The sequence below is a fragment of the Streptomyces sp. CAU 1734 genome (assembly GCF_039888735.1).
GTDB lineage: Bacteria > Actinomycetota > Actinomycetes > Streptomycetales > Streptomycetaceae > Streptomyces.
On the sequence record NZ_JBDQQP010000007.1, the window covers coordinates 320,029 to 342,394 of the forward strand.

20 protein-coding genes, 1 tRNA gene and 1 pseudogene are annotated in these 22,366 nt (G+C 71.5%); 12 read left to right on the top strand and 10 right to left on the bottom strand.

Going from position 1 to position 22,366, the window contains the following annotated elements; translation table 11 throughout:
* Positions 1-25: 25 nt before the first annotated feature.
* Complete coding sequence (locus tag AAFN69_RS16085; protein WP_347729176.1) at positions 26-1,075, bottom strand: LLM class F420-dependent oxidoreductase; 1,050 nt, start codon at positions 1,073-1,075, stop codon at positions 26-28.
* Positions 1,076-1,228: 153 nt separating this feature from the next.
* Here AAFN69_RS16085 and AAFN69_RS16090 point away from each other — a divergent pair, with 153 nt between their 5' ends.
* Both AAFN69_RS16090 and AAFN69_RS16095 read left to right on the top strand, forming a co-directional pair.
* Positions 1,229-2,212, top strand: a complete 984-nt coding sequence (locus AAFN69_RS16090; protein WP_347729177.1) for an aldo/keto reductase — start codon at positions 1,229-1,231, stop codon at positions 2,210-2,212.
* Positions 2,213-2,268: 56 nt separating this feature from the next.
* Entirely contained in the window at positions 2,269-4,629 is a 2,361-nt protein-coding gene (locus tag AAFN69_RS16095) for a helix-hairpin-helix domain-containing protein (protein ID WP_347729178.1), read from the top strand.
* A gap of 197 nt (positions 4,630-4,826) precedes the next feature.
* Here the strand turns inward: AAFN69_RS16095 and AAFN69_RS16100 are convergent, their stop codons facing one another.
* The gene (locus AAFN69_RS16100; protein WP_347729179.1) at positions 4,827-5,495 is read right to left on the bottom strand and encodes a hypothetical protein; all 669 of its coding nucleotides are present in this window, start codon (positions 5,493-5,495) and stop codon (positions 4,827-4,829) included.
* A 47-nt stretch (positions 5,496-5,542) separates the two neighbouring features.
* On the opposite strand from AAFN69_RS16100, the gene AAFN69_RS16105 reads away from it, so the two are divergent.
* Positions 5,543-5,731 carry a DUF5703 family protein gene (locus tag AAFN69_RS16105; protein WP_347729180.1) on the top strand — a complete coding sequence of 63 codons (189 nt, stop codon included), beginning with the start codon at positions 5,543-5,545 and terminating at the stop codon, positions 5,729-5,731.
* A gap of 59 nt (positions 5,732-5,790) precedes the next feature.
* Here the strand turns inward: AAFN69_RS16105 and AAFN69_RS16110 are convergent, their stop codons facing one another.
* From AAFN69_RS16110 to AAFN69_RS16120, 3 genes are all read right to left on the bottom strand, one after another.
* On the bottom strand, positions 5,791-6,600 hold the full coding sequence (locus AAFN69_RS16110) for a chaplin family protein (RefSeq protein ID WP_347729181.1): 810 nt from the start codon (positions 6,598-6,600) through the stop codon (positions 5,791-5,793).
* Between the two features lie 139 nt (positions 6,601-6,739).
* A complete protein-coding gene (locus AAFN69_RS16115; RefSeq protein ID WP_347729182.1) occupies positions 6,740-6,973 on the bottom strand; it encodes a chaplin in 234 nt (77 codons plus the stop codon).
* Between the two features lie 179 nt (positions 6,974-7,152).
* Positions 7,153-8,478: a M20/M25/M40 family metallo-hydrolase gene (locus AAFN69_RS16120; protein WP_347729183.1), complete on the bottom strand. Its 1,326-nt coding sequence runs from the start codon at positions 8,476-8,478 to the stop codon at positions 7,153-7,155.
* A 171-nt stretch (positions 8,479-8,649) separates the two neighbouring features.
* Here AAFN69_RS16120 and AAFN69_RS16125 point away from each other — a divergent pair.
* Positions 8,650-8,737: transfer RNA gene (locus tag AAFN69_RS16125), tRNA-Leu, on the top strand.
* 95 nt (positions 8,738-8,832) lie between these two features.
* Positions 8,833-9,759: a pseudouridine synthase gene (locus AAFN69_RS16130; RefSeq protein WP_347729184.1), complete on the top strand. Its 927-nt coding sequence runs from the start codon at positions 8,833-8,835 to the stop codon at positions 9,757-9,759.
* Positions 9,760-9,795: 36 nt separating this feature from the next.
* Here AAFN69_RS16130 and AAFN69_RS16135 read toward each other — a convergent pair whose 3' ends face one another.
* Positions 9,796-10,428, bottom strand: coding sequence for an MBL fold metallo-hydrolase (locus AAFN69_RS16135; protein WP_347729185.1), 633 nt, complete (start codon positions 10,426-10,428; stop codon positions 9,796-9,798).
* Entirely contained in the window at positions 10,425-11,510 is a 1,086-nt protein-coding gene (locus tag AAFN69_RS16140; protein WP_347729186.1) for an S-(hydroxymethyl)mycothiol dehydrogenase, read from the bottom strand. Before AAFN69_RS16140 ends, AAFN69_RS16135 begins: the two co-directional genes overlap by 4 nt.
* A gap of 354 nt (positions 11,511-11,864) precedes the next feature.
* On the opposite strand from AAFN69_RS16140, the gene phsA reads away from it, so the two are divergent.
* Positions 11,865-13,829 carry an O-aminophenol oxidase PhsA gene (phsA, locus tag AAFN69_RS16145; protein WP_347729187.1) on the top strand — a complete coding sequence of 655 codons (1,965 nt, stop codon included), beginning with the start codon at positions 11,865-11,867 and terminating at the stop codon, positions 13,827-13,829.
* Between the two features lie 170 nt (positions 13,830-13,999).
* Here the strand turns inward: phsA and AAFN69_RS16150 are convergent, their stop codons facing one another.
* Entirely contained in the window at positions 14,000-15,460 is a 1,461-nt protein-coding gene (locus AAFN69_RS16150; RefSeq protein ID WP_347729188.1) for an amino acid permease, read from the bottom strand.
* Positions 15,461-15,722: 262 nt separating this feature from the next.
* Positions 15,723-16,472 (bottom strand): FCD domain-containing protein, encoded by a 750-nt coding sequence (locus AAFN69_RS16155; protein WP_347729189.1) that lies wholly within the window; start codon positions 16,470-16,472, stop codon positions 15,723-15,725.
* Positions 16,473-16,625: 153 nt separating this feature from the next.
* On the opposite strand from AAFN69_RS16155, the gene AAFN69_RS16160 reads away from it, so the two are divergent.
* Positions 16,626-17,135 (top strand): gluconokinase, encoded by a 510-nt coding sequence (locus AAFN69_RS16160; protein ID WP_347729190.1) that lies wholly within the window; start codon positions 16,626-16,628, stop codon positions 17,133-17,135.
* A 49-nt stretch (positions 17,136-17,184) separates the two neighbouring features.
* On the top strand, positions 17,185-18,582 hold the full coding sequence (locus AAFN69_RS16165) for a gluconate:H+ symporter (RefSeq protein ID WP_347729191.1): 1,398 nt from the start codon (positions 17,185-17,187) through the stop codon (positions 18,580-18,582).
* A 250-nt stretch (positions 18,583-18,832) separates the two neighbouring features.
* Here the strand turns inward: AAFN69_RS16165 and AAFN69_RS16170 are convergent, their stop codons facing one another.
* Complete coding sequence (locus tag AAFN69_RS16170) at positions 18,833-20,485, bottom strand: FAD-binding dehydrogenase (protein WP_347729192.1); 1,653 nt, start codon at positions 20,483-20,485, stop codon at positions 18,833-18,835.
* A 102-nt stretch (positions 20,486-20,587) separates the two neighbouring features.
* On the opposite strand from AAFN69_RS16170, the gene AAFN69_RS16175 reads away from it, so the two are divergent.
* From AAFN69_RS16175 to AAFN69_RS16190, 4 genes and pseudogenes are all read left to right on the top strand, one after another.
* A complete protein-coding gene (locus AAFN69_RS16175) occupies positions 20,588-21,139 on the top strand; it encodes an NUDIX domain-containing protein (protein WP_347729193.1) in 552 nt (183 codons plus the stop codon).
* A gap of 26 nt (positions 21,140-21,165) precedes the next feature.
* Complete coding sequence (locus tag AAFN69_RS16180) at positions 21,166-21,564, top strand: DUF202 domain-containing protein (protein ID WP_347729194.1); 399 nt, start codon at positions 21,166-21,168, stop codon at positions 21,562-21,564.
* Between the two features lie 80 nt (positions 21,565-21,644).
* Positions 21,645-21,944: pseudogene (locus AAFN69_RS16185) on the top strand (DUF202 domain-containing protein); the annotation flags it as partial.
* A 112-nt stretch (positions 21,945-22,056) separates the two neighbouring features.
* Positions 22,057-22,353: a hypothetical protein gene (locus AAFN69_RS16190; RefSeq protein ID WP_347729195.1), complete on the top strand. Its 297-nt coding sequence runs from the start codon at positions 22,057-22,059 to the stop codon at positions 22,351-22,353.
* Positions 22,354-22,366: the final 13 nt, after the last annotated feature.

Consider the following 22,366-nt stretch of genomic DNA (forward strand, 5'->3'; position numbering starts at 1 on the left):
GTCCCGCAGGCCGCACGGGTGCGGCTCAGGCGAGTCCGGCGTGCTCGACCGCCTCGGTGCCCGCGCGGAGTGCGGCGATCCGCTCGTCCAGGGTGAATCCGGCCGGGGCCAGGGTGAGGGTGGTGACCCCGGCGGCGGCGTACGCCTGCATCCGCTCCGCGATCCGGGGGACGGAACCGAGCAGGGCGGTGGAGTCGATCAGCCGGTGCGGTACGGCGGCGGCGGCGCCCGCCTTGTCGCCGGCGAGGTACTTGTCCTGGATCTCGGCGGCCTCCTTCTCGTATCCCATGCGCTGGGCGAGCTGGTTGTAGAAGTTCTGCTTGCGGCTGCCCATACCGCCGACGTAGAGCGCGGTGTAGGGGCGGAAGATGTCGGCGAGGGCGTCGACGTCGTCGCCGAGCGCCAGCGGCAGGGTGGGACAGACGTCGAAGCCCTCCATCGTCTTCCCGGCCAGCGCGCGGCCCGCGCGCAGATGACGGATGGCGGTGTCCTCCAGATGGTCGGCGGAGGAGAAGATCAGCAGGGCGCCGTCGGCGATCTCGCCGGTCTGCTCCAGGTTCTTGGGGCCGATCGCGGCGATGTAGAGCGGGATGTGCTCGCGCTCGGGGTGGACGGTCAGCCTGAGCGGCTTGCCCGGTCCGCCGGGGAGCGGAAGGGTCCAGTGCGCGCCGTCGTGGGTGAGGCGTTCGCGGGTCATGGCCTTGCGGACGATCTCGACGTACTCGCGGGTCCTGGCGAGGGGCTTGTCGAATTTCACCCCGTACCAGCCCTCGGAGACCTGGGGGCCGGAGACGCCGAGGCCGAGCCGGAAGCGGCCGCCGGAGAGGGAGTCGAGGGTGGCGGCGGTCATCGCGGTCATCGCGGGCTGCCGGGCCGGGATCTGCATGATGGCGGAGCCGACGTCGATGCGTTCGGTCCGGGCGGCGACCCAGCTCAGCACGGTGGGTGCGTCGGAGCCGTACGCCTCCGCGGCCCAGCAGACGTCGTAGCCGAGCCGGTCGGCCTCCTTGGCGACGGCGAGATTGTCGCCGTCCATGCCCGCGCCCCAGTAGCCGAGGTTGATGCCGAGCCGCATAACCGCTCCCTCTTACTGATTAGTAACATCCGTTTCGGGGACTCTAGCGCGGGGGACGGGGTTACGTCAGGGGGCGGCCGGGCCCGAGTTGTCCACAGGCCGTTGTCCACAGGCCCGTCCGGGGCGGGTCCCCGGCCAGTAATCTCAGCGCTCATGGAGCAGAGGCAACTCGGCCGGACCGGCCTGCGTGTGTCCCGTATCGGACTCGGCACCCTGACCTGGGGGCGGGACACCGATGAGCATGACGCGGCGGATCAGCTGAAGGCGTTCTGGGAAGCGGGCGGGAGCCTGGTGGACACCGCCGATGTGTACGGCGGCGGGGACGCGGAGTACCTGCTGGGGCAGTTGGTGGAGCGGCTGGTGCCCCGGCGGGATCTCGTCATAGCCACCAAGGCCGGCAGTGTGCTCGATCCGGACCGCCGGTTCGACTGCTCGCGCGGCCATCTGCTCTCCGCGCTGGACGATTCACTGGCCCGGCTCGGGACGGATTATGTGGATCTGTGGCAGATCCATGCCTTCGACCCCGGGGCCCCGCTCGACGAGACGCTCCAGGCGCTGGACATCGCGGTGAGCAGCGGGCGGGCACGGTATGCGGGAGTGTCCAATTTCTGCGGCTGGCAGCTCGCGAAGGCCGCGACCTGGCAGTTGGCGGCGCCCGGGGTGCGCACCCGGCTGGCGAGCACCCAGATGGAGTACTCACTGCTCCAGCGGGGGGTGGAGCGGGAGGTGCTGCCCGCGGCGATCGATCTGGGGGTGGGGCTGCTGCCGTCGTCACCGCTCGGCCGGGGGGTGCTGACCGGGAAGTACCGGCAGGGCACACCGTCCGACTCGCGGGGGGCGTCGGAGATGCTGGGGCCCTTCGTGGAGCCGTATCTCGACGAGATGGCCGACAGCGTGGTGGACGCGGTGCTCACGGCCGCGGACGGACTGGCGACGACGGCGCTCCATGTGGCGCTGGCATGGGTGCGGGATCGCCCGGGAGTGGTGGCCCCGATCGTCGGCGCGCGCAACGCGCGGCAGCTGGCGGCCGCACTGTCAGTGGAGGCGCTTACGCTTCCTGACGAGATCCGCCGGGCGCTGGACGATGTGTCCGCCCCGGTGCACCGCTATCCCGACCAGGACTGGAGCACTCTGTGACCGCGCCTTCGCCTTCCCGGGGGTCGAACCCCGCATCCCAGGCCGAGGACCCTTCTGTGTCCGGTGACACGGCTCCTCCGGCCGGAGCGAGTGGCGGGCCCGGGGCCGGGAGCGGGGGTGGAGGGGACCGGGAGAGCGCAGCCGGGGGCACGGAGGCACCGGAGACGGGCGCCGGCCCGGAGAAGGACGGCGCTGAAGCGGACGGCACGGACGAGCCCGGCGCTGATCCGGACGGCACTGATCAGGACGGCGCTGATCAGGACGCGAAGGAAGCGGACGGTGCCGGCGGGGGCGGGTCGGAGACGGCGGAGCCCGGCGCGGCGGCAGCGGCGGCTGATGCCGCCGAGGTGTCCGAGGCGGCGGCGGAGCTGGCCGCGCAGCGGGAGCTGCGGGCGCGGATCGAACAGCGGAAGGCCGAGAGGGACGGGCCCGTCGAGAGCGGGACCAAGCTGAGCGGAAAGGCCGCGGATCTGCTCGCCGCGGTGCGGGCCGTGGAGAGCGGCGGGGCCTCGGGCTCGGCGTTCTTCGCGTCTCCCGAACCGGCACCGGCGGCGGCGCCCGGCGGGCCCGCGAGCGCGTCCGCCGGTCCGGCGGCCGGGCGGGCCCCGGTACCGCGGGCGGCCGGCGGCGCGGCCCCGGGCCCGGTACCGCGGGCGGCCACCGCCGCGACGGCCCCGGGCACGGCCGCCCGGGCGGTCGCGCCCGGGGCCGTCGCGGCGGTGGCGGCCGTGCTCACCGAGGGCGGGATGACCGGCACACCGGCGGCCCGGGTCACGGACGCGCTCGGGGAGCGGGCGGCCGAGCTGCTGCGGGCCGACCCCTGGCAGCTGCTGTCCGTGCCGGGGATCCGGCCGGAGCAGGCTGACGGGTTCGCCCGGTCGCTGCTCGGCGGGGCCTGCGGTCCCGGGGACGAGCGGCGGACGGCCGCCCTGGTCGTCTGGCGGCTGGAGCGGGCCGCGCTTCGGGGGCACACCGCCCTGGAGTCGTCCGCCGTACGGGAGGCACTGGTGCGGTGGTCCGTGCCGGATCCGGACGCGGTGCTCGAACAGGCGGTCGCCGACAGCGTTGTCCTGGCCTTCCAGGACGGGCCGGAGGAGGACACGGACACCGGCGCGGAGGCGGAGGCGGAGGCGGATACGGCCGGGGAGGGGTCCGGCGGCGAGCCGGCCGCACCCGGTCCGGTGCTGCTGGGGCTCGACCGTTACGCACTCGCCGAGGAGAGCCTGGCGGACGGCCTGGCCCGGCTCGCCAGGTCCGGCGCGGACGCCCGCTGGGAGGCCGCCGCCGAGCACGCCCCGGCGGCACTGGCCCGCGCGGCGGCCGAGAGCGGTCTGGTGGCCCACACGGGCGGCGAGGCGGCGCGGGCGGAGCCGATCGCGCTGGCGCGGGCCGCCGCCGGGATCGGGCTGCGCGCGGTGGTCGCGGTGCACAGCGCCCCGCAGTGGCAGGAGCCGGCGCCGGATGTCGTCACCCTCACCGGTCTGCTCTCCGGCGCGGAGGGTCCCGGGCGGGACACGGACGGCGCGCTGGCGCTGGATCTCCTGGTGGTGCTGGACGCTCCGCAGCTCGATGTGGAGACCGCCGCGGTGGTGGTGGAGTCGCTTCCGGACGGCGGCCGGCTGGTGCTCAGCGGTGATCCCGCGCTGCTCGGTTCGGCGGGCCCCGGGCGGGTCTTCGCGGATCTGCTGGCGGCCGGTGTCTGTCCCCGGATCGCCTCACGCGTCCCGGACCCGGGCCCGCTCGGCGAGCTGGTGTCGGGGATCGGCGCCGGAGAGCTCAACCAGGTGGCGGCGCCGGACAAGGAGATCGTCATCGTCCCGGTGCGGGACGCGGGCGAGGCCGTGCACCGGACGGTGCAGCTCGTCGCCGACTCGGTGCCGAGGGCGATCGGGGTGCGGCCGGACCGGACCCAGGTGATCACCGTGGGCCATGGCGGCTCTGCGGGCACCCGGGCGCTCAACACGGCGCTGAAGGCCCGGCTCAACCCCGGCCCCGGGAGGTTCGGCGGCTTCGACCCGGGCGACCGGGTCGCGTACGCCCCGGCGCTCGGCCGCACCGTGCCCGGGACAGTCGTCTCGGCGGACGCGGAGGGGCTGCTGCTGGAATGCGGCGAGACCAGGGTGACCGTGCCCCGGGAGCGGGTCGAGTCGGCGGTCCGGCACGGCTGGGCGATGACCGCGCACCAGGCGGCCGGGCTGCGCTGGCCCGCGGTGGTCGTGGTGCTGCCCGGCGACGCGGCGGACGCGCTGAGCCGCCCCTGGGTGTACACGGCCTTCAGCCGCGGGGAGCGTCATCTCTCCGTGGTGCACGGTGTGGAGGGCGCGCTCGCCCGGTCGGTGGCGGGAATCCCCTCCGAGGAGCGCACCACCCGGCTGCGGACCCTGCTGGAGGAGCTGCCGGCCCCCGCCGCGCACTGAGGCGTCTTCCGCCCCGGGCCGCCGGGCCCGGGGGGAAGTACGTGCGCCGCCCCGCGGCGGCGGACGGGGCTTCGAAACCACGCCCGGGGTCGTGTCTCCCGGTCCGTCTCCCGGTCCGGCGGCGTATTGCGCCGCCGGACCGGACGGACCCCGCCGCCGGGCGGCGCGGCGGCTCCGGGGAGGCCGGGAAGCCCGGGTCAGGGACCCGGTTCGTCGACCTCGTCCAGATCCTCGGCCAGGTCGTCGAGATCGTCCTCGTCGAAGACGGAACTCACATCGAAGCGGATCACCGTCCGCTGCGGATCCGCTCCCTCGAAGGGGGCGTTGAGCCATTCGCCCGGATCCGCGAGGTCGTCCAGGGCCGAGACCCAGAGGGTGGAGTCCCCTTCCTCCAGACCGAACTCCTTGTGCCGGGAGGCGATCTCGTCGGGCTCGTACTCCCCGAAGACCAGCCCGAGGGCGGCATGCACTCCGGTGCCCCCGGTCCGCGACGACTGCGGTCTCGCGTCGTCCGGGTCCAGATACGCGAGGCGCTGCGCCTGGGAGAGCAGCCGGGCGGGTTCCACGACCGCGTAGTCGCGCCGGATCAGCACGCTGAGGGCGCTCGGTTCCTCGGGGCCCGCGTAGGGCGGCAGGGCGTCGTCCACTCCCGGGATCTCGAAGGGGGTGACCTCGTCGTACCGGTCGTAGAGGCGTTCGTCGTACACCTCGGCCGCGAGTGCCAGGGCGTTGAAGGCGTCGTAAACGGCCGGGTCGTCCTCTCCCGTCCGGTTCTCGACCGCCACGAGGTGGCGGTCCAGGGCGGCTTTGACCGCCTCGGCGGCGGCACGTACCTCGTCAGCGGTGGGCGGCGCAGCATCAGACATAGTGCAGACGCTATCCGTACCGGACCGGTGCCCGCACAATAGATGCGATGCCGGAATACGAATTTGTCAACGTGTACGTCCCGCGCGGGGTCTCCCGCTCGGAGGCGGCACGCCTGCTGACCGACCACGCCGAGTACGGACACTGGGAATTGGACCGACTGACGCTGCACCGGGACGGCAGCCGCAGGGTGCGGCTGCGCCGGCGGATCATCCGCCAGGTGCGCGCCACCTGGTGACAGCGGAGAGGGGGTCCCGCCGGTGCGGGACCCCCTCCGTACGCCGCCGTGCGGCGCCGCTACGCGGAGGCGCGGGCGCGGCGGTACAGAACCACACCGGCGAGCATCATTCCGGCGCCCACCGGGATGATCAGGCCGAGCGACTCGCTGCCGGTCTGGGCGAGCTGGTCGATCACCCGGGGCTCATCGGTCTTCGGCTGGTGGTTCACATGCCGGGGGGTCTCCGATTCACCGGGGCCGCCGTTCTGCCCCGGCGGGGTCTTGGGCGGGGCGGGCGGGGTGACGGGCTTCACCGGCGGGGTGACCGGCTTCACCGGCTCGACGGGCGGGGCCTCCGGGGCGTTGACGCACTCGTTGCCGAAGGTGGGGTTGAGCAGACCCACCACGTCGACCGAGTTCCCGCAGGCGTTCACGGGGACGTCGATGGGGGCCTGCACGCTGTTGCCGGAGCCGACACCGGGTGAGTTGTGCGCTCCCCCGGAGGCGTGGGATCCGCTGCCGGTCTGGGAGACGCCGGCCGGCAGCGTGGTCCCGGGCACTCCGGTGCCCGGCTGGCCGGGGCCGCCGGTGACCGGGCCGCCGCCCGGCTTGGCCGGGGAGACCGGGGCGCCCGGCTGGGGCCCGCTGTCGACGTTGGCACAGTTGTTGCCGAACGCGGGGTTGAGCAGCCCCACCACGTTGACGGTGTTGCCACACGCGTTCACGGGCACGTGAACCGGCACCTGAACCGAATTCCCGGATCCGACGCCCGGCGAGTTCGCCGCCACTCCATCGGCTCCGGCACCGGCATGTGCATAACCGCCGCCGAGCGCGATTGCGCCACCGGCCGCTGCCATGGTGATCAGGCCCTTGCGGGTGATCTGTCGCATAGGTAGTTCCCTGTCTTCTTCAGGAATCCATCCGGGCGCTGTGCCCGGGAGCGGAAATGCCGGGCGGTCCCGGAGCGCATGGAGTGCACCGCGGGACCGCCGGCCTCAAGCCCGGACCTCATGGGGCCGAGTCACAGCATCAGGCGTTGACGCCGGTGTTGCCGAAGGCAGGGTTCAGCAGACCGATCACATTGACGGTGTTGCCCACCACATTGACCGGAACGTGCACGGGAACCTGGACGAGGTTGCCCGAGAGCACACCCGGGGAACCGACAGCGGCACCCTGGGCACCGGCGTCGGCCATGGCGACACCGGCTCCGGCGAGCAGCAGACCGCCCGTGGCAGCCGCGGTGGCGACGACCTTCTTGATCATTGATTCCTCCTTGTTGGCAAATGCGGTCCCAGCCGCGGACCGCAACACCTGTAACGAGGAGGGAGGAGTGTGGGCTACGAGCCCGGTGTTCCTTTCACCCTTTTCAGTCAGGCACGTACATAGTGACGATTATTGGAGTTTCGTCCCGGTGAACAGCTCCGGCGCTCACCCGATCCGGTTCAGCACTGGTCCAGGAAGCGGTCAAGCACTCGTACTCCGAACTTGAGACCGTCCACCGGCACCCGCTCGTCGACGCCGTGGAACATGCCGGCGAAGTCGAGCTCCGGGGGGAGTTTGAGCGGCGCGAAGCCGAAGCAGCGGATGCCGAGGTCGTCGAAGGACTTGGCGTCCGTACCGCCGGAGAGCATGTAGGGGACGGCCCGGGCGATCGGGTCCTCGGCCCGCAGCGCGGTCTGCATGGCGTCCACGAGGTCCCCGTCGAAGCTGGTCTCCAGGGCCTTGTCGCCGTGTACGTCCTCGCGCCTGACCCGGGGGCCGAGGAGCCGGTCGAGGTCGGCCAGGAACTCCTGCTCGTATCCGGGCAGAAAGCGGCCGTCGACATGGGCGGTGGCCTGGCCGGGGATGACATTGACCTTGTACCCGGCGCCGAGCATGGTCGGGGCCGCGGAGTTGCGCAGGGTGGCTCCGATCATCTTGGCGATGCCGCCGAGCTTGGCGAGGGTGGCCTCCATGTCCTCGGGGTCGAGGGGGGTGCCGAGGGCGTCGGAGAGCTCGTCCAGGAAGGACCGCACGGTCTTGGTCATCCGCACCGGCCAGGTGTGCCGGCCGAGCCGGCCGACCGCCTCGCACAGTTCGGTGATCGCGTTGTCGTTGTTGGTCATGGAGCCGTGGCCCGCGGTGCCGTCGACGGTGAGCCGCATCCAGTGCATGCCCTTCTGGGCCGTCTCGACGAGATAGAGCCGGAGGTTCTCGTTGACGGTGAAGGAGAAGCCGCCGACCTCGCCGATCGCCTCGGTGACGCCCTCGAAGAGATCGGGGTGCTTGTCGACGAGATACCGCGCGCCGTAGGTGCCGCCGGCCTCCTCGTCGGCGAGGAAGGCGAGCACGATGTCGCGCGGGGGCTTGCGCCCGCTGCGCAGCCGGTCCCGGACGACGGCGAGCGTCATCGCGTCCATGTCCTTCATGTCGACCGCGCCGCGGCCCCAGACGCAGCCGTCGGCGATCTCGCCGGAGAAGGGGTGGTGCGTCCAGTCGCCGGCGTTGGCCGGCACGACATCGGTGTGGCCGTGGATGAGCAGCGCGGGCCGGGAGGGGTCCTCGCCCTCGATCCGGGCCACGGTGGAGGCGCGGCCGGGATGGGATTCGATGATCCGGGGTTCGAGCCCGACCTCGGCGAGCTGTTCCGCGATGTACTCGGCCGCCGCGCGCTCCCCCGGCCCCGAGTGGTCGCCGTAGTTGCTGGTGTCGATCCGGATCAGCTCACGGCAGAGGTCGACTACCTCGTCCTCGCCCGAGACGGTACGGGCCGTGTTCGACTCGCTCACGCTGATTCCTCCCGATGTCGCTGCTGGTGGTTCCCGCCCATCCTCCCGCGCCGGGCTCCGGACCCCAAGGGCTGCTGGCGTCCCCCGGGGGGTGATCGGGGCCGCTCGAATGTTTGCTATGGTTTTCCTCGTCGCAAGGGCGCAGGAACAAGGCCCCGCGACAGACACCTTGTCCGGGTGGCGGAATGGCAGACGCGCTAGCTTGAGGTGCTAGTGCCCTTTATCGGGCGTGGGGGTTCAAGTCCCCCCTCGGACACCAGCAGAAACCCCAGTTGATCTGGGGTTTTTCTGTTTTTCGGCGATGGCCGGGCAGGGTGCGGAGCCCGTCGGTCCGCAGCGCCTACAGTCGTCCCGGTGAGACGCAGAAATCCGGCCCCGCTCTCGCCGCTCCCCCAGCGGGACGGCATCGATCCCGTACGGGTGCGGCTGCCCGCCGATCCGGACGGCGAGTGGCGGACCGTGTACGACCACTTCCTCGCGCGATACGGCCGGAGCATCGGCGAGGAGCGGGTGGGGGCGCTCTTCCGGGAGGGGCGGATCGTTTCCGCGGACGGGCCGGCCGGGGCGGACGAGCCGTACACACCGGGGCGGTATCTCTGGTTCCACCGGGACTTCGCGGCCGAGCCGCACGTTCCGTTCGAGATCGGGATCGTGTACCGGGACGAGCGGATCGTGGTCGCCGACAAGCCGCACTTCCTGGCCACCACACCGCGCGGGCGGCACATCACCGAGACGGCGGTGGCCCGGCTGCGCCGCGATCTCGCGCTGCCGGGGCTCCAGCCCGCGCACCGGCTGGACCGGCTGACGGCGGGAGTGGTGCTGTTCGTGGTGCGGCCGGAGCTGAGGGGCGCGTACCAGACACTGTTCCGGGACCGGCGGGTGGTGAAGGAGTACGAGGGGATCGCGCCGTACGACCCCGGGGTGGAGCTGCCGCGCACGGTGCGGAGCCGGATCGTGAAGGAGCGCGGGGTGCTCGCGGCGCGGGAGGAGGCCGGCGAGCCGAACAGCGAGAGCCGGATCGAGCTGGTGGAGCGGCGCGGCGGGCTCGGGCGTTACCGGCTGCTGCCCGCGACCGGGCGCACCCATCAGCTGCGGGTGCACATGAACAGCCTGGGGCTGCCGCTGCTGAACGATCCGCTCTATCCGGTGGTGCGGGAGGACAGCGGCGGCGGGGAGGAGTGGGACCGGCCGCTGCGGCTGCTGGCGAGGGCGCTGGAGTTCACCGATCCGGTGACCGGGAAGGCGTGCCGCTTCGAGAGCCGGCTGCGGCTGGACCTGTGACCGCGCCCCTCGCGGGGGCACGGTCACAGGGGTGGTTCAGTGGCCGCGCCGGATCCATTCGTCCAGGTGCGGGGCCTCGTCGCCGATGGTGGTGGGGTCGCCGTGACCGGTGTGGGCGACCGTCTCCGGCGGGAGGGTGAGCAGCTTCTCGCGGATCGAGTCGATGATCGTGGGGAAGTGCGAGAAGGAGCGCCCGGTGGCGCCCGGACCGCCCTGGAAGAGGGTGTCGCCGGTGAAGACCGCCGACAGGGCCGGGGCGTGCAGGCAGACCGCGCCGGGGGCGTGGCCGGGCGTGTGGAGCACGGTCAGCTCCACCCCGCCGGCGGTGAGGATCTCGCCGTCGGCCAGTTCGCCGTCCGGGGCCCGGTCGGGGTGGGTCCGCTTCCACAGCGGCAGATCGTCCGGGTGGAGCAGGATCGGCGCACCGGTGGCCCGGGCGAGGGCCGGGGCCGCGTCGATGTGGTCGTTGTGCGCGTGGGTGCAGACGATCGCGCGCAGGGTCCGTCCGCCGAGCGCGGCCTCGATGGCGGCGGCGTCGTGCGCGGCGTCGATGACGATCGCCTCGGTGTCGTCGCCGACGATCCAGACATTGTTCTCGACGTCCCAGGTGCCGCCGTCGAGCGAGAAGGTGCCCGCGGTGACGAGCCGTTCGATCCGGGGGGCGGTCACAGCAGCACCACCGATCGGAGCACATCGCCCTCGTGCATCCGGGCGAACGCCTGCTCCACGTCGCCGAGGCCGATGGTCTCGGTGACGAAGGCGGCCAGGTCGATACGGCCCTGCTGGTGGAGGTCGATCAGCATCGGGAAGTCGCGGGACGGCAGGCAGTCGCCGTACCAGGAGGACTTCAGCGAGCCGCCGCGCCCGAAGACGTCCAGGAGCGGGAGCTCCAGCTTCATCTCGGGGGTCGGTACGCCGACGAGGACGACCGTGCCGGCCAGGTCACGGGCGTAGAACGCCTGCCGGTACGTCTCCGGGCGGCCGACCGCCTCGATGACGACATCCGCCCCGAAGCCGCCGGTGAGCTCCCGGATCGCCTCGACGGGGTCGGTGGAGCGGGAGTTGACGGTGTGGGTGGCGCCCATCTTCCGGGCCGTCTCCAGCTTGCGGTCGTCGATGTCGACGGCGATGACGCGGGCCGCGCCGGCCAGGCGGGCTCCGACGACGGCCGCGTCGCCGACGCCGCCGCAGCCGATGACGGCGACGGTGTCGCCCCGGCCGACCTCTCCGGTGTTGATGGCGGCGCCGATGCCGGCCATCACGCCGCAGCCGAGGAGTCCGGCGACGGAGGCGGGGACCGAGGGGTCGACCTTGGTGCACTGGCCGGCGGCGACCAGGGTCTTCTCGGCGAACGCGCCGATACCGAGGGCCGGGGAGAGCTCGGTCCCGTCGGTGAGGGTCATCCTCTGCTTGGCGTTGTGGGTGTTGAAGCAGTACCAGGGCCGGCCGCGCTCACAGGCCCGGCAGCGGCCGCAGACGGCTCGCCAGTTGAGGATGACGAAGTCGCCGGGGGCGACCTCGGTGACATCGGGGCCGACGGATTCGACCACGCCCGCGGCCTCGTGGCCGAGCAGGAAGGGGAAGTCGTCGCTGATCCCGCCCTGCTTGTAGTGCAGATCGGTGTGGCAGACCCCGCATGCCTGCACCTTGACCACGGCCTCGCCGGGTCCGGGGTCGGGAATGACGATGGTCTCCACCCGCACCGGCTCGTCCCTGCCCGGCGCGATGACGCCTCGTACCTGCTGCGACATCAAAAACCTGCCCTTCTTCACACATCGGTGGATGACCAGTGTGACGCGTCACGGCGGCGCGCCGTGATGGCCGGGATGCACGTTACACACTGGGCCGTACGGGGGTACTTTCGGCCAGATTGACCGGAACGGGCAACTCCACCAGACCGGGACAAGTCTTACCGAACGCACGGGCGGCGGGACCGCGAACCGGGCTCGCGAACGCACCGGTTCACGGAGTCACCGAATCACTGACATCACCGAATCACCGAATCACCGACGTCACTGATTCACCGGCCGCCGCGCCCGCGCGACCGGGACGGAGCCGTCTCCGCCCCGGTGCACGGCAACCACACGGGAGTACGGGGGAAACGTATGACCGAGATCGCGGAGACCACCGGCGGACCGACCGCCTTTCCCGAGAACGCCTTCGACCCGGCGGGCGCCGCGGGCGGGGGCGTCGGGAGCCCCGGCGGGGAGATCACCGGGAGGACCGGGGCGGGCAGCTTCGAGCTGACCCCTTACACCGACCCGCTCCAGGTGCCCCGGGTGCTGCGGCCGGACGAGCCCGATGTACGCAAGGAGATCGAGATCGCGCTCCGGCCGGCCTGGGTGCGGCTCCACTCACAGCTGCCGCCGACCCTGATGTGGGGGTACGACGGCACCGTGCCGGGCCCCACCATCGAGGTGCGGCGCGGACAGCGGATCAGGATCGCCTGGACCAACCGCATCCCGAGGGGGAGCGAGTACCCGGTCACCGCCGTGGAGGTGGGACCCACCCCGGCCGGGCAGCCGCTCCCCCACAACCGCCCCGGGCGCGAGGGCGTGAAGCCGGACAGGAATGTGGCCGCGCTGCCGGCCTGGTCGGTGACGCATCTGCACGGCGCGCAGACCGGCGGCGGCAATGACGGCTGGGCGGACAACGCGGTGGGTTACGGCGACGCCCAGCTCTCGGAGTATCCGAATGACCATCAGGCCGTGCAGTGGTGGTACCACGACCACGCCATGAACATCACCCGCTGGAATGTGTACGCGGGGCTCGTCGGCACCTATCTGGTCCGGGACGACGAGGAGGACGCCCTCGGGCTGCCCTCCGGGGACCGGGAGCTGCCGCTGATCCTCGCCGACCGCAATCTCGACACCGACGACGACGGGCGGCTCAACGGCCGGCTGCTGCACAAGACCTCGGTTCTGATCGCCAGCCACCCCGAGACCCGCAAGCCGGTGACCCTGCCCTTCGTCGGCCCGTACTCGACGGTGAACGGCACCATCTGGCCGTATCTGGACACCGACCCCGCCTGGTACCGCTTCCGGCTGGTGAACGCCTCCAACGCCCGCAGCTACAACCTGGTGCTGGTGGACGAGGAGAACAACCCGGTGCCGGGGGTGGTCCACCAGATCGGCAGCGACGGAGGGCTGCTGCCGCGTCCGGTGCCGGTGGACTTCCCCGGCGGGGAGCCGCTGATCGCGGCGCCCGCCGAGCGGTTCGATCTGCTGATCGACTTCCGTGAGCTGGCCGGCCGGCGGCTGCGGCTGGTCAACAAGGGGCGGAATCAGCCCCCGGGCACCCCGGATGTCGCGGACAGCGTCCCGTATCCGCAGATCATGGAGTTCCGGGTCGGCGAGGGCGGATACGGGACGGCCAAGGAGCCGGATTCCTTCGTCCTGCCCGAGGTGCTCTCCGGGTCCTTCCGGCGCTTCGACCACGAGCTGATCGACCACGGTCACCGGCTGATCGTGCTGACCCCGCCGGTCACGGTCGGGGGCGGCGGGCACCCGGAGATCTGGGAGATGCGGGAGCTGCCCCCGGCCGATGTCCGGGTGCCGACGGAGGGGGTGATCCAGGTCAAGGGGTCGGACGGAAAGGTGCGCACCTATCAGCGCACCTCCCGGACCTTCAACGACGGGCTGGGCTTCACCATCGGCGAGGGGAGTCACGAGCAGTGGTCCTTCCTCAACCTGGGCGCGCCGACGCATCCGATGCACATCCATCTCGCCGATTTCCAGGTGCTGGCCCGTGAGGCGTTCGATGTGCGCGGCTTCGACACCTCGCTCGGCGGGACCCGGAGCCCGGTGGCCTTCGACCCGTCCAGGCCGCTGTCCGTACCGCCGAACGAACAGGGCTGGAAGGACGTCTTCCGGGTCACCTCGGCGGAGCTGGTGAAGGTGATGGGGCACTTCGACGGGGCGTACGGCAGGTTCATGTACCACTGCCATCTGCTGGAGCACGAGGACATGGGCATGATGCGGCCCTTCGTGGTCATGCCGCCGGAGGCGCTGAAACTCGACCACGGCGGCGGGCACGGCGGCCATGGCGGACACCGGGCGCGGAACGGCTGAGCCCGGCCGGGCGCGCGCAAGGACAGGCGCGCGCGAGGACAAGGGCGCGTACGGGCAGGGCCCCCGCGGAGTGATTCCGCGGGGGCCCTGTGGTCCGGCCGGCCGGAGCGGGGGCGTCCCGGCCGGTGGGGCCGCTCCGGTACGGGCGGCGCGTCCCGGCCGGAGCGGGGTCAGAGCTTCTCGCGCCCGGCGGCGATGGCGTTCACCCGGCCGCGCACCAGGAACCAGCCGCCGACCAGCGCCGCGGCGATGCCCGGCAGGAACATCACGGTGGTGCGCCCGATGCCGCCGCCCCACCACATCAGCACCAGCACACTGACCAGGAAGACCAGGGTGACGATCTGGGTGTACGGGGCCCAGGGCAGCCGGAAGGAGGGGCGGGTGACCCGGCCCTCCCGGGAGCGCTGCCAGAAGAGCAGCGAACAGAGCATGATCATGCCCCAGGTGCCGAGGATGCCGATCGAGGCGAGGTTGAGCACGATCTCGAACGCCTCACCGGGCATCACGAAGTTCAGTCCGACGCCGAGGACACCGAAGGCCGCGGTCAGCATGATGCCGCCGTACGGCACCTGGCCCTTGTTCATCCGGCCGGTGAACCGGGGCGCGGAGCCGGCGAGCGCCATGGAGCGGAGGATCCGGCCGGTGGAGTACAGCCCGGAGTTCAGGCTGGAGAGCGCCGCGGTGAGCACCACCAGATTCATGATCCCGGCGGCGGCCGGGATGCCGATCCGGTCCATCACCGTGACGAAGGGGCTCTCCTTCGCGGTGTACTCGGTGTACGGGAGGAGCAGCGCGAGCAGCACCACCGAGCCGACGTAGAAGACTCCGACCCGCCACATGATCGAGTTGATCGCCTTGGGCATGATCTTCTCGGGGTTCCTCGTCTCGCCGGCGGCGACACCGCAGAGCTCGACGGAGGCGTAGGCGAAGACCACGCCCTGGATCACCAGCAGCATCGGCAGCATGCCGGTCGGGAAGATCCCGTCATTGGCGGAGAGGGTGGCGAAGCCGGGGGTGTGGCCGCCGACCTCCTGCTGGGTGACGAGGAGGAAGATCGCGATCAGCATGAAGATCACCAGCGCCGCCACCTTGACGATGGCGAACCAGAACTCCACCTCGCCGAAGTACTTCACCGAGATCAGATTGGCCACCAGGGTGATGGCGAGGGCGATCAGGGCGAGGATCCACTGCGGGATGTCGCTGAACATCGCCCAGAAGTGGGCGTAGGTCGCCGCGGCGGTGATGTCGGCGACGGCGGTGGTGGACCAGTTGAGGAAGTACAGCCAGCCCGCCGTGTAGGCGCCCTTCTCACCCATGAACTCACGGGCGTAGGAGACGAAGGCTCCGGACGAGGGCCGGTAGAGCACCAGCTCGCCGAGGGCGCGTACGACGAAGAAGGCGAAGACACCGCAGATCGCGTAGGCGATGGCCAGGGAGGGACCCGCGTCGGCCAGCCGGCCGCCGGCGCCGAGGAAGAGCCCGGTACCGATCGCGCCGCCGATCGCGATCATGTTGATGTGCCGGGACTTGAGGTCCTTGCTGTAACCGGCGTCGCCGGCGTCCGTGTGAGGGACGGATGCGGCCGGTGGCCCGGTGACGGGCGCTTCGGCCGCGCCGACGCGATCACTCATGGGGGGTGTCACCTTCGTGAGGGGAGCATGGGGGATGCTGCAACCCTGCGATTCTGGCAGTGCTCAAGGTCACACAGACATAGATCTGAGGTGTTTCTGAGGTTGCGGGCAGGTAATGCAAGGTGCTGGCAAACCGTCGTAGTACATCACGATTCCCCGGACGGCCGGTCGCGCAGGGGGAGCCGGCCGCCCGGCCCCGGTCTGCCCGGAGCGGGGCGAAGGGGTGGCCGCCGCCCCGTGGGCGCGGCGGCCGAGGGGTTTGTCACACCGGGGAGTGCGGGGCGAGCACATCCAGCTCGGCGAGGGCGCCCACCGCGATCTCGCGGGTGATCGCCTCGGCGCGCTCCGCGTCGCCCTCCCGGACCGCCTCGGCGACCTGGACATGGAGGGTGACCGCCGCCGGATCGGGGTCGTCGAACATCACCTGATGGTGGGTGCGGCCGGCGAGCACCTCGGCGACCACATCGCCGAGCCGGGCGAACATCTCATTGCCGGAGGCGTTGAGCACCAGCCGGTGGAAGGCGATGTCGTGCCGGAGATAGCTCTCCAGCTGCTGTCCGCGCGAGGTGGCGACCATGCCGAGCGCGCACTCGGTGATCGCGGCGCACTGCTCGGGGGTGGCGTTGCGGGCGGCCAGGCCCGCCGCGACCGGCTCGATCGCGGAGCGGAGCACGGTCAGTGAGCGCAGCTGGCGGGGGCGGTCGGCGCCGGCCAGCCGCCAGCGGATGACCAGCGGGTCGTAGACATTCCACTCGTCCGCGGAGCGGACGGTGACCCCGACCCGGCGGCGCGACTCGACCAGATGCATCGACTCCAGGACCCGGACCACCTCACGGACCACGGTGCGCGAGACATCGAACCGCTGGGCGATCTCATCGGTGCGCAGCACGCTCCCCTGCGGGTACTCGCCAGCGGTGATCGCGAGGCCGAGGGTTTCGAGGACCTGCGCATGGAGGCCCCCACCCGCCGAAATGCCCTGTCCAGCCGCGTTTCCCCGGCCCTCTGTCGTCATGTGCCAAGGGTACGGGGCCGGGTTCGGCAACAAAAAGTATGACGTTTAGGTCTCAGCCTCTTGAATAAGTCGTACCTAATGGGTTTCAGTAGCGCGATGGACCAGTGCCGACACCGTGGTCGGCACCGGTGTGACGGAGACAGCGAGGCATCAATGAGCACCCCTCACGTCCTGGTGGTGATGGGCGTGGCAGGGACCGGCAAGACCACGATCGGTCCCCTGCTCGCAGACGCACTGGGCGTTCCCTACGCCGAGGGCGACGATTTCCATCCGCCGGCGAACATTGCGAAGATGTCGGCCGGCACCCCGCTGAACGATGACGACCGATGGCCCTGGCTCGACGAGATCGGGCAGTGGGCACACGGCCGGGCGGGTCTGGGCGGTGTGGTCTCCAGCTCCGCGCTGAAGCGCTCCTACCGTGACCGGCTGCGCGCCGCCGCCCCCGATGCCGTCTTTCTGCATCTCACCGGCGACCGCGAGCTGATCGAGCGGCGGATGTCCGGGCGCACCGGGCACTTCATGCCCACCAGGCTGCTCGACTCGCAGTTCGCCACGCTGCAACCGCTGGAGGACGACGAGGCGGGACTCGCCGTCGATGTCGCCGGCAGCCCCGAGGAGATCACCGAACGGGCCGTGGCCGCGCTGCGCCGGTTCGGTCTCTGAGCTCTCTCCGCAATCACCGCCCTCTCCTCTTTCGCCTAAGGAATCCACCGTGACCAGTCTCAGTGTCGAGATGCTGGCAGCGGACGCCGCAGAGCCGATCACCTCGGCGGGCAACGCCCAGCTCGGCATCGCCGTCCTCGCGGGCATCGCCGTCATCGTCCTGCTCATCACCAAGTTCAAGCTGCATGCCTTTCTGGCCCTGACCATCGGGTCCCTGGCGCTCGGAGCGTTCGCCGGAGCGCCGCTCGGCAAGGCCATCGAGTCCTTCTCCAAGGGTCTCGGCTCCACCGTCGCGAGTGTGGGCGTACTGATCGCGCTCGGCGCGATCCTGGGCAAGCTGCTCGCCGACTCCGGCGGCGGCGACCAGATCGTGGACACCATCCTCGCCAAGGCGAGCGAGCGCTCCATGCCCTGGGCGATGGTGCTGATCGCCTCGGTGATCGGTCTGCCGCTCTTCTTCGAGGTCGGCATCGTGCTGCTGATCCCGGTGGTGCTGGTGGTCGCCAAGCGCGGCAACTACTCCCTGATGCGGATCGGCATACCCGCCCTCGCCGGTCTGTCGGTGATGCACGGTCTGATCCCGCCGCACCCCGGTCCGCTGGTCGCCATCGACGCGCTGGACGCCAACCTCGGTGTGACGCTGGCGCTCGGTGTGCTGGTCGCCATTCCGACCGTGATCATCGCGGGTCCGGTCTTCGCGAAGTACGCCGCCCGCTGGGTGGACGTCCCGGTGCCCGAGAAGATGATCCCGGCCCGGCCGTCGGAGGATCTGGAGCACCGTCCCGGCTTCGGCGCCACGGTCTTCACCGTGATGCTGCCGGTCGTGCTGATGCTGGCGAACGCGCTGGTCGAGATCGTTGTCGACAACCCCGAGAACCCGGTTCAGAAGGTCACCGATGTCATCGGCTCGCCGCTGATCGCCCTGCTCGCCGCGGTGCTCGTCGGTCTCTTCACCCTGGGCCGCGCGGCCGGATTCACCAAGGAGCGCATCTCCTCCACGGTGGAGAAGTCCCTCGCCCCGATCGCGGGCGTGCTGATGATCGTCGGCGCCGGCGGCGGCTTCAAGCAGACCCTGATCGACGTCGGCGTGGGCCAGATGATCCTGGACTTCTCCGAGGACTGGGCGATCCCGACGCTGCTGCTGGCCTGGCTGATCGCGGTGGCGATCCGGCTGGCGACCGGTTCGGCGACGATCGCGACCATCTCGGCCGCCGGACTGGTGGCGCCGCTCGCGGCGGGGATGTCGAGCACCGAGTCCGCGCTGCTGGTGCTGGCCATCGGCGCCGGTTCGCTCTTCTTCAGCCATGTCAACGACGCCGGGTTCTGGCTGGTGAAGGAGTACTTCGGAATGGATGTCGGCCAGACCGTCAAGACCTGGTCGGTGATGGAGACCATCATCTCGGTGGTCGGCATCGTGTTCGTGCTGCTGCTGTCGCTGGTCCTGTAGGGACATCCGGCACACGGCAACAGGCCGGGCGGGCTCCTCGGGGAACCGCGCCCGGCCTTCCGCCGTCCGGAGAGCCTCCGGAGAGCGTCCGGAGACACTTCGGCGCCGGGCGCGCACGGCGGAAATCACAGGCGCACGACGGAGACCGCAGGCCGCAGGGCGGCGGGCGCGGGCGCACGGACCGCCGGCCGCGCGCCGGAGGGCGCGCGTGGACGGCGGAGGGCGGTACGTCCGAGAACGCGGGCGTGCGTCAGACGGCGCGGCCCGCCGCCCGCCCCGCGGCCCGGCCCGAGAAGATGCAGCCGCCGAGGAAGGTCCCCTCCAGCGAGCGGTAGCCGTGCACCCCGCCGCCGCCGAATCCTGCCGCCTCGCCGGCCGCGTACAGCCCCGGCAGCGGTCGCCCGTCCGCGCCCAGCACCCGCGAGGAGAGGTCGGTCTCCAGCCCGCCGAGCGATTTGCGGGTGAGGATGTTCAGCCGTACCGCGATCAGCGGACCGGCCGCGGGGTCGAGGATCCGGTGCGGCGCGGCCGTGCGGATCAGCCGGTCGCCCAGATACTTCCGGGCGCCCCGGATGGCGGTGATCTGGAGATCCTTGGTGAACGGATTCCGGATCTCCCGGTCCCGGGCGGTGATCTCCCGCAGCAGCTCCGCCTCGTCGATCAGCGGCTCGGCGGTCAGCGCGTTCATCCCGCGGACCAGGGCGGACAGATCCTTCTCCACGACGAAGTCCGCGCCCTTCTCCATGAACGCCCGCACCGGCCCCGGCACATCCGCGCGGGCCCGGCCGATGACGTCGCGCACCGATTTCCCGGTCAGATCCGGGTTCTGCTCGGAGCCGGAGAGCGCGAACTCCCGGCCGATGATCCGCTGGTCCAGGACGAACCAGGTGTGGCCGTGGCCGGACTTCGCGATGTGCTCCAGGGTGCCGAGGGTGTCGAACCCGGGGAAGAGCGGTACGGGCAGCCGCCTGCCGCGCGCGTCCAGCCAGAGGGAGGACGGGCCGGGGAGGATACGGATGCCGTGCCGGGCCCAGACCGGATCCCAGTTCTCGATGCCCTCGGTGTAGTGCCACATCCGGTCCCGGTTGATGTGGCTCGCGCCCGCCCGCTCCGCCACCTGGAGCATCAGCCCGTCGACATGGGCGGGGACTCCGCAGAGCATCCGCTCGGGCGGGGTGCCGAGCCGCGCGGGCCACTGGGCCCGTACGAGATCGTGATTGCCCCCGATCCCGCCGGAGGTCACGATCACGGCCTGGGCGCGCAGTTCGAAGGCGCCGACGGCCTCCCGGCCGCTGGCGGTGCCCCGGGCGGCGCCGGACGGGGCCAGGATCTCCCCGGAGACGGTGTCGATCGTGCCCGCGGTGCCGCTCAGAGCGGTGACCCGGTGCCGGAAGCGGAGCCGGACCAGCCCGCGGGCTGCGCCCCCGCGGACCCGGCGCTCGAAGGGGGCGACCACCCCGGGCCCGGTGCCCCAGGTGATGTGGAAGCGGGGGACGGAGTTGCCGTGCCCGCCGGCGTCGTAACCGCCCCGCTCCGCCCAGCCCACGACGGGGAAGAAGCGGACGCCGCGGGCGCGCAGCCAGGCGCGCTTCTCGCCGGAGGCGAAGTCGACGTACGCCTCGGCCCACTTGCGCGGCCAGCGGTCCTCCTCGCGGTCGAAGCCCGCCGTGCCGAGCCAGTCCTGGAGGGCGAGATCGCGGCTGTCGCGGATCCGCAGCCGGCGCTGCTCGGGCGAGTCGACCAGGAAGAGACCGCCGAAGGACCAGTGCGCCTGCCCGCCGATGGAGGTCTCCGGCTCCTGGTCGAGCAGGATCACCGTGCGACCGGCGTCGATGAGCTCCGCGGTGGCCACCAGACCCGCGAGACCCGCCCCGATCACGATCACATCAGCGTCGTACGCCATGTTGTCCATCCCTGTCCGGCCGGCTCCACGGGAAATTCGGTGGTCCGATCTTCCGTACGGGCCGGTAACACGTCAATGCCCCCTCGGGGCGCGGATGGTTGGATGGGACAGGTGACCGATCCCCGCTCCCTGCCCGACCCCGGCGCCGAGATCCTGGATGTGGTGGACCGGCACGACCGGGTCACCGGCCGGGCGACCCGGGCGGAGGTCTATGCCCGCAAACTGCTGCACCGCTGTGTGTTCGTGCTGGTCAGGGACGGAGAGGGACGGATCTTCGTCCATCGCAGGACCGCCTCGAAGCTGATCTTCCCCTCGCTGTACGACATGTTCACGGGCGGGGTGGTGGGCGCCGGTGAGAGCTATGACGACGCGGCGCTGCGGGAGGCGGAGGAGGAGCTCGGGGTGTCCGGGCTCGCCCGGCCCGTACCGCTGTTCACCTTTCTCCACGAGGACGGGGAGGGTCCGGCGTCACGGGGCGGCTGGTGGTCGGCGGTGTACGAGGTCCGCTGCGATCGGCCGGTGCGACCGCAGGCGTCCGAGATCGCCTGGCATGCCTTCCTCACCGAGCGGGAGCTGGAGCGCCGGCTGGAGGAGTGGGAGTGGGTGCCGGACGGTCTGGCGGCCTATCTGCGGCTGCGGGCCCGGAGCCATTGATCGTTTCCGCGGGTAGGGTGCGAAAGATGAGCGATCTCGTCCGCGGTATACGGCTCTGGTTCGCCCCCGACCGGGTGCGCGACGAGGGCGACACCCCCGATTACCGGTTCTCGCTCGCCAATGAGCGGACCTTTCTGGCCTGGCTGCGCACCGCGCTCGCCCTCATCGGGGGCGGTTTCGCGGTGGACCAGTTCCTGCCGGATCTGCACTGGGGTGTACGGGCCGGAATGGCGCTCGGGCTGCTGGGCGCGGGAGTGCTCTGCGCGCTGCGGGCGGTCAATCACTGGGTGCGGTGCGAGCGGGCGATGCGGCGGGGCGCCGATCTGCCGGTGTCGCGGCTGCCGGCGCTGCTCAGTCTGGTGATCGCGCTGGTGGCGGTGGTGATGGCGGCCGTGGTGGTCTTCGGGTGGGGCGGCAGCCGATGACGGATTCCTCTGATGACAAAAGGAGAAACGATTCTTCGGATGGCGGGGACGCGCCGGATCCCACGCCCGGCGGCGGTGGGCGGGATCCGGGGCTTCAGCCGGAGCGGACCCGGCTGGCCTGGCGGCGTACGACACTCGCCTTCACGGTGGCCGCCGTACTGGCCGGGCGACAGGCGCTGATCGGCGACACGAGTACGGCCGGATCCGTCGCGGCGGTGTTCAGCGGGCTGGTGTGGCTGGCGTTTCTGTGGGTGGCCCACCACCGGGTGCGGATACTGGGCGCCGGGCGGAGACCGAGCACCCTGGGGCACCCCACCGCCCTGGCGGCCACGGTCTGCACGGTGGCGCTGGCCGCGTTCGCCGTAACGATGATCTTCTGAGCGCCGGCCCCGGCGCGCCCCGGAGAAGTCCCCGGCACGACCCGGAGTAGAGGGCCTAGTCTGGGAGAGGAGTGGTACATAACACCACTGAACCGGATAAAGAGGTTGTCTCATGTCCGTCCTCCATCAGGAACACCCCACTCATCCGCACACCCACGGCCCGGCCTGCGGACACACCGGCGTCCCGCACGGCGACCATGTGGACTACGCCCACGACGGGCATCTGCACCGCGAACACTCCGGCCACTGGGACGAGTGCGAGCCGGGCGAGCACGTCTCGCACAGCGGCCACGCGCACGAGCACGGCCCGGAGTGCGGCCATCCGGCCGTCGCCCACGGCGATCATCTGGACTATGTCCACGACGGCCACCGTCACGCCGCCCACGACGGGCACTGGGACGACCACTGACCCATCCGGCACC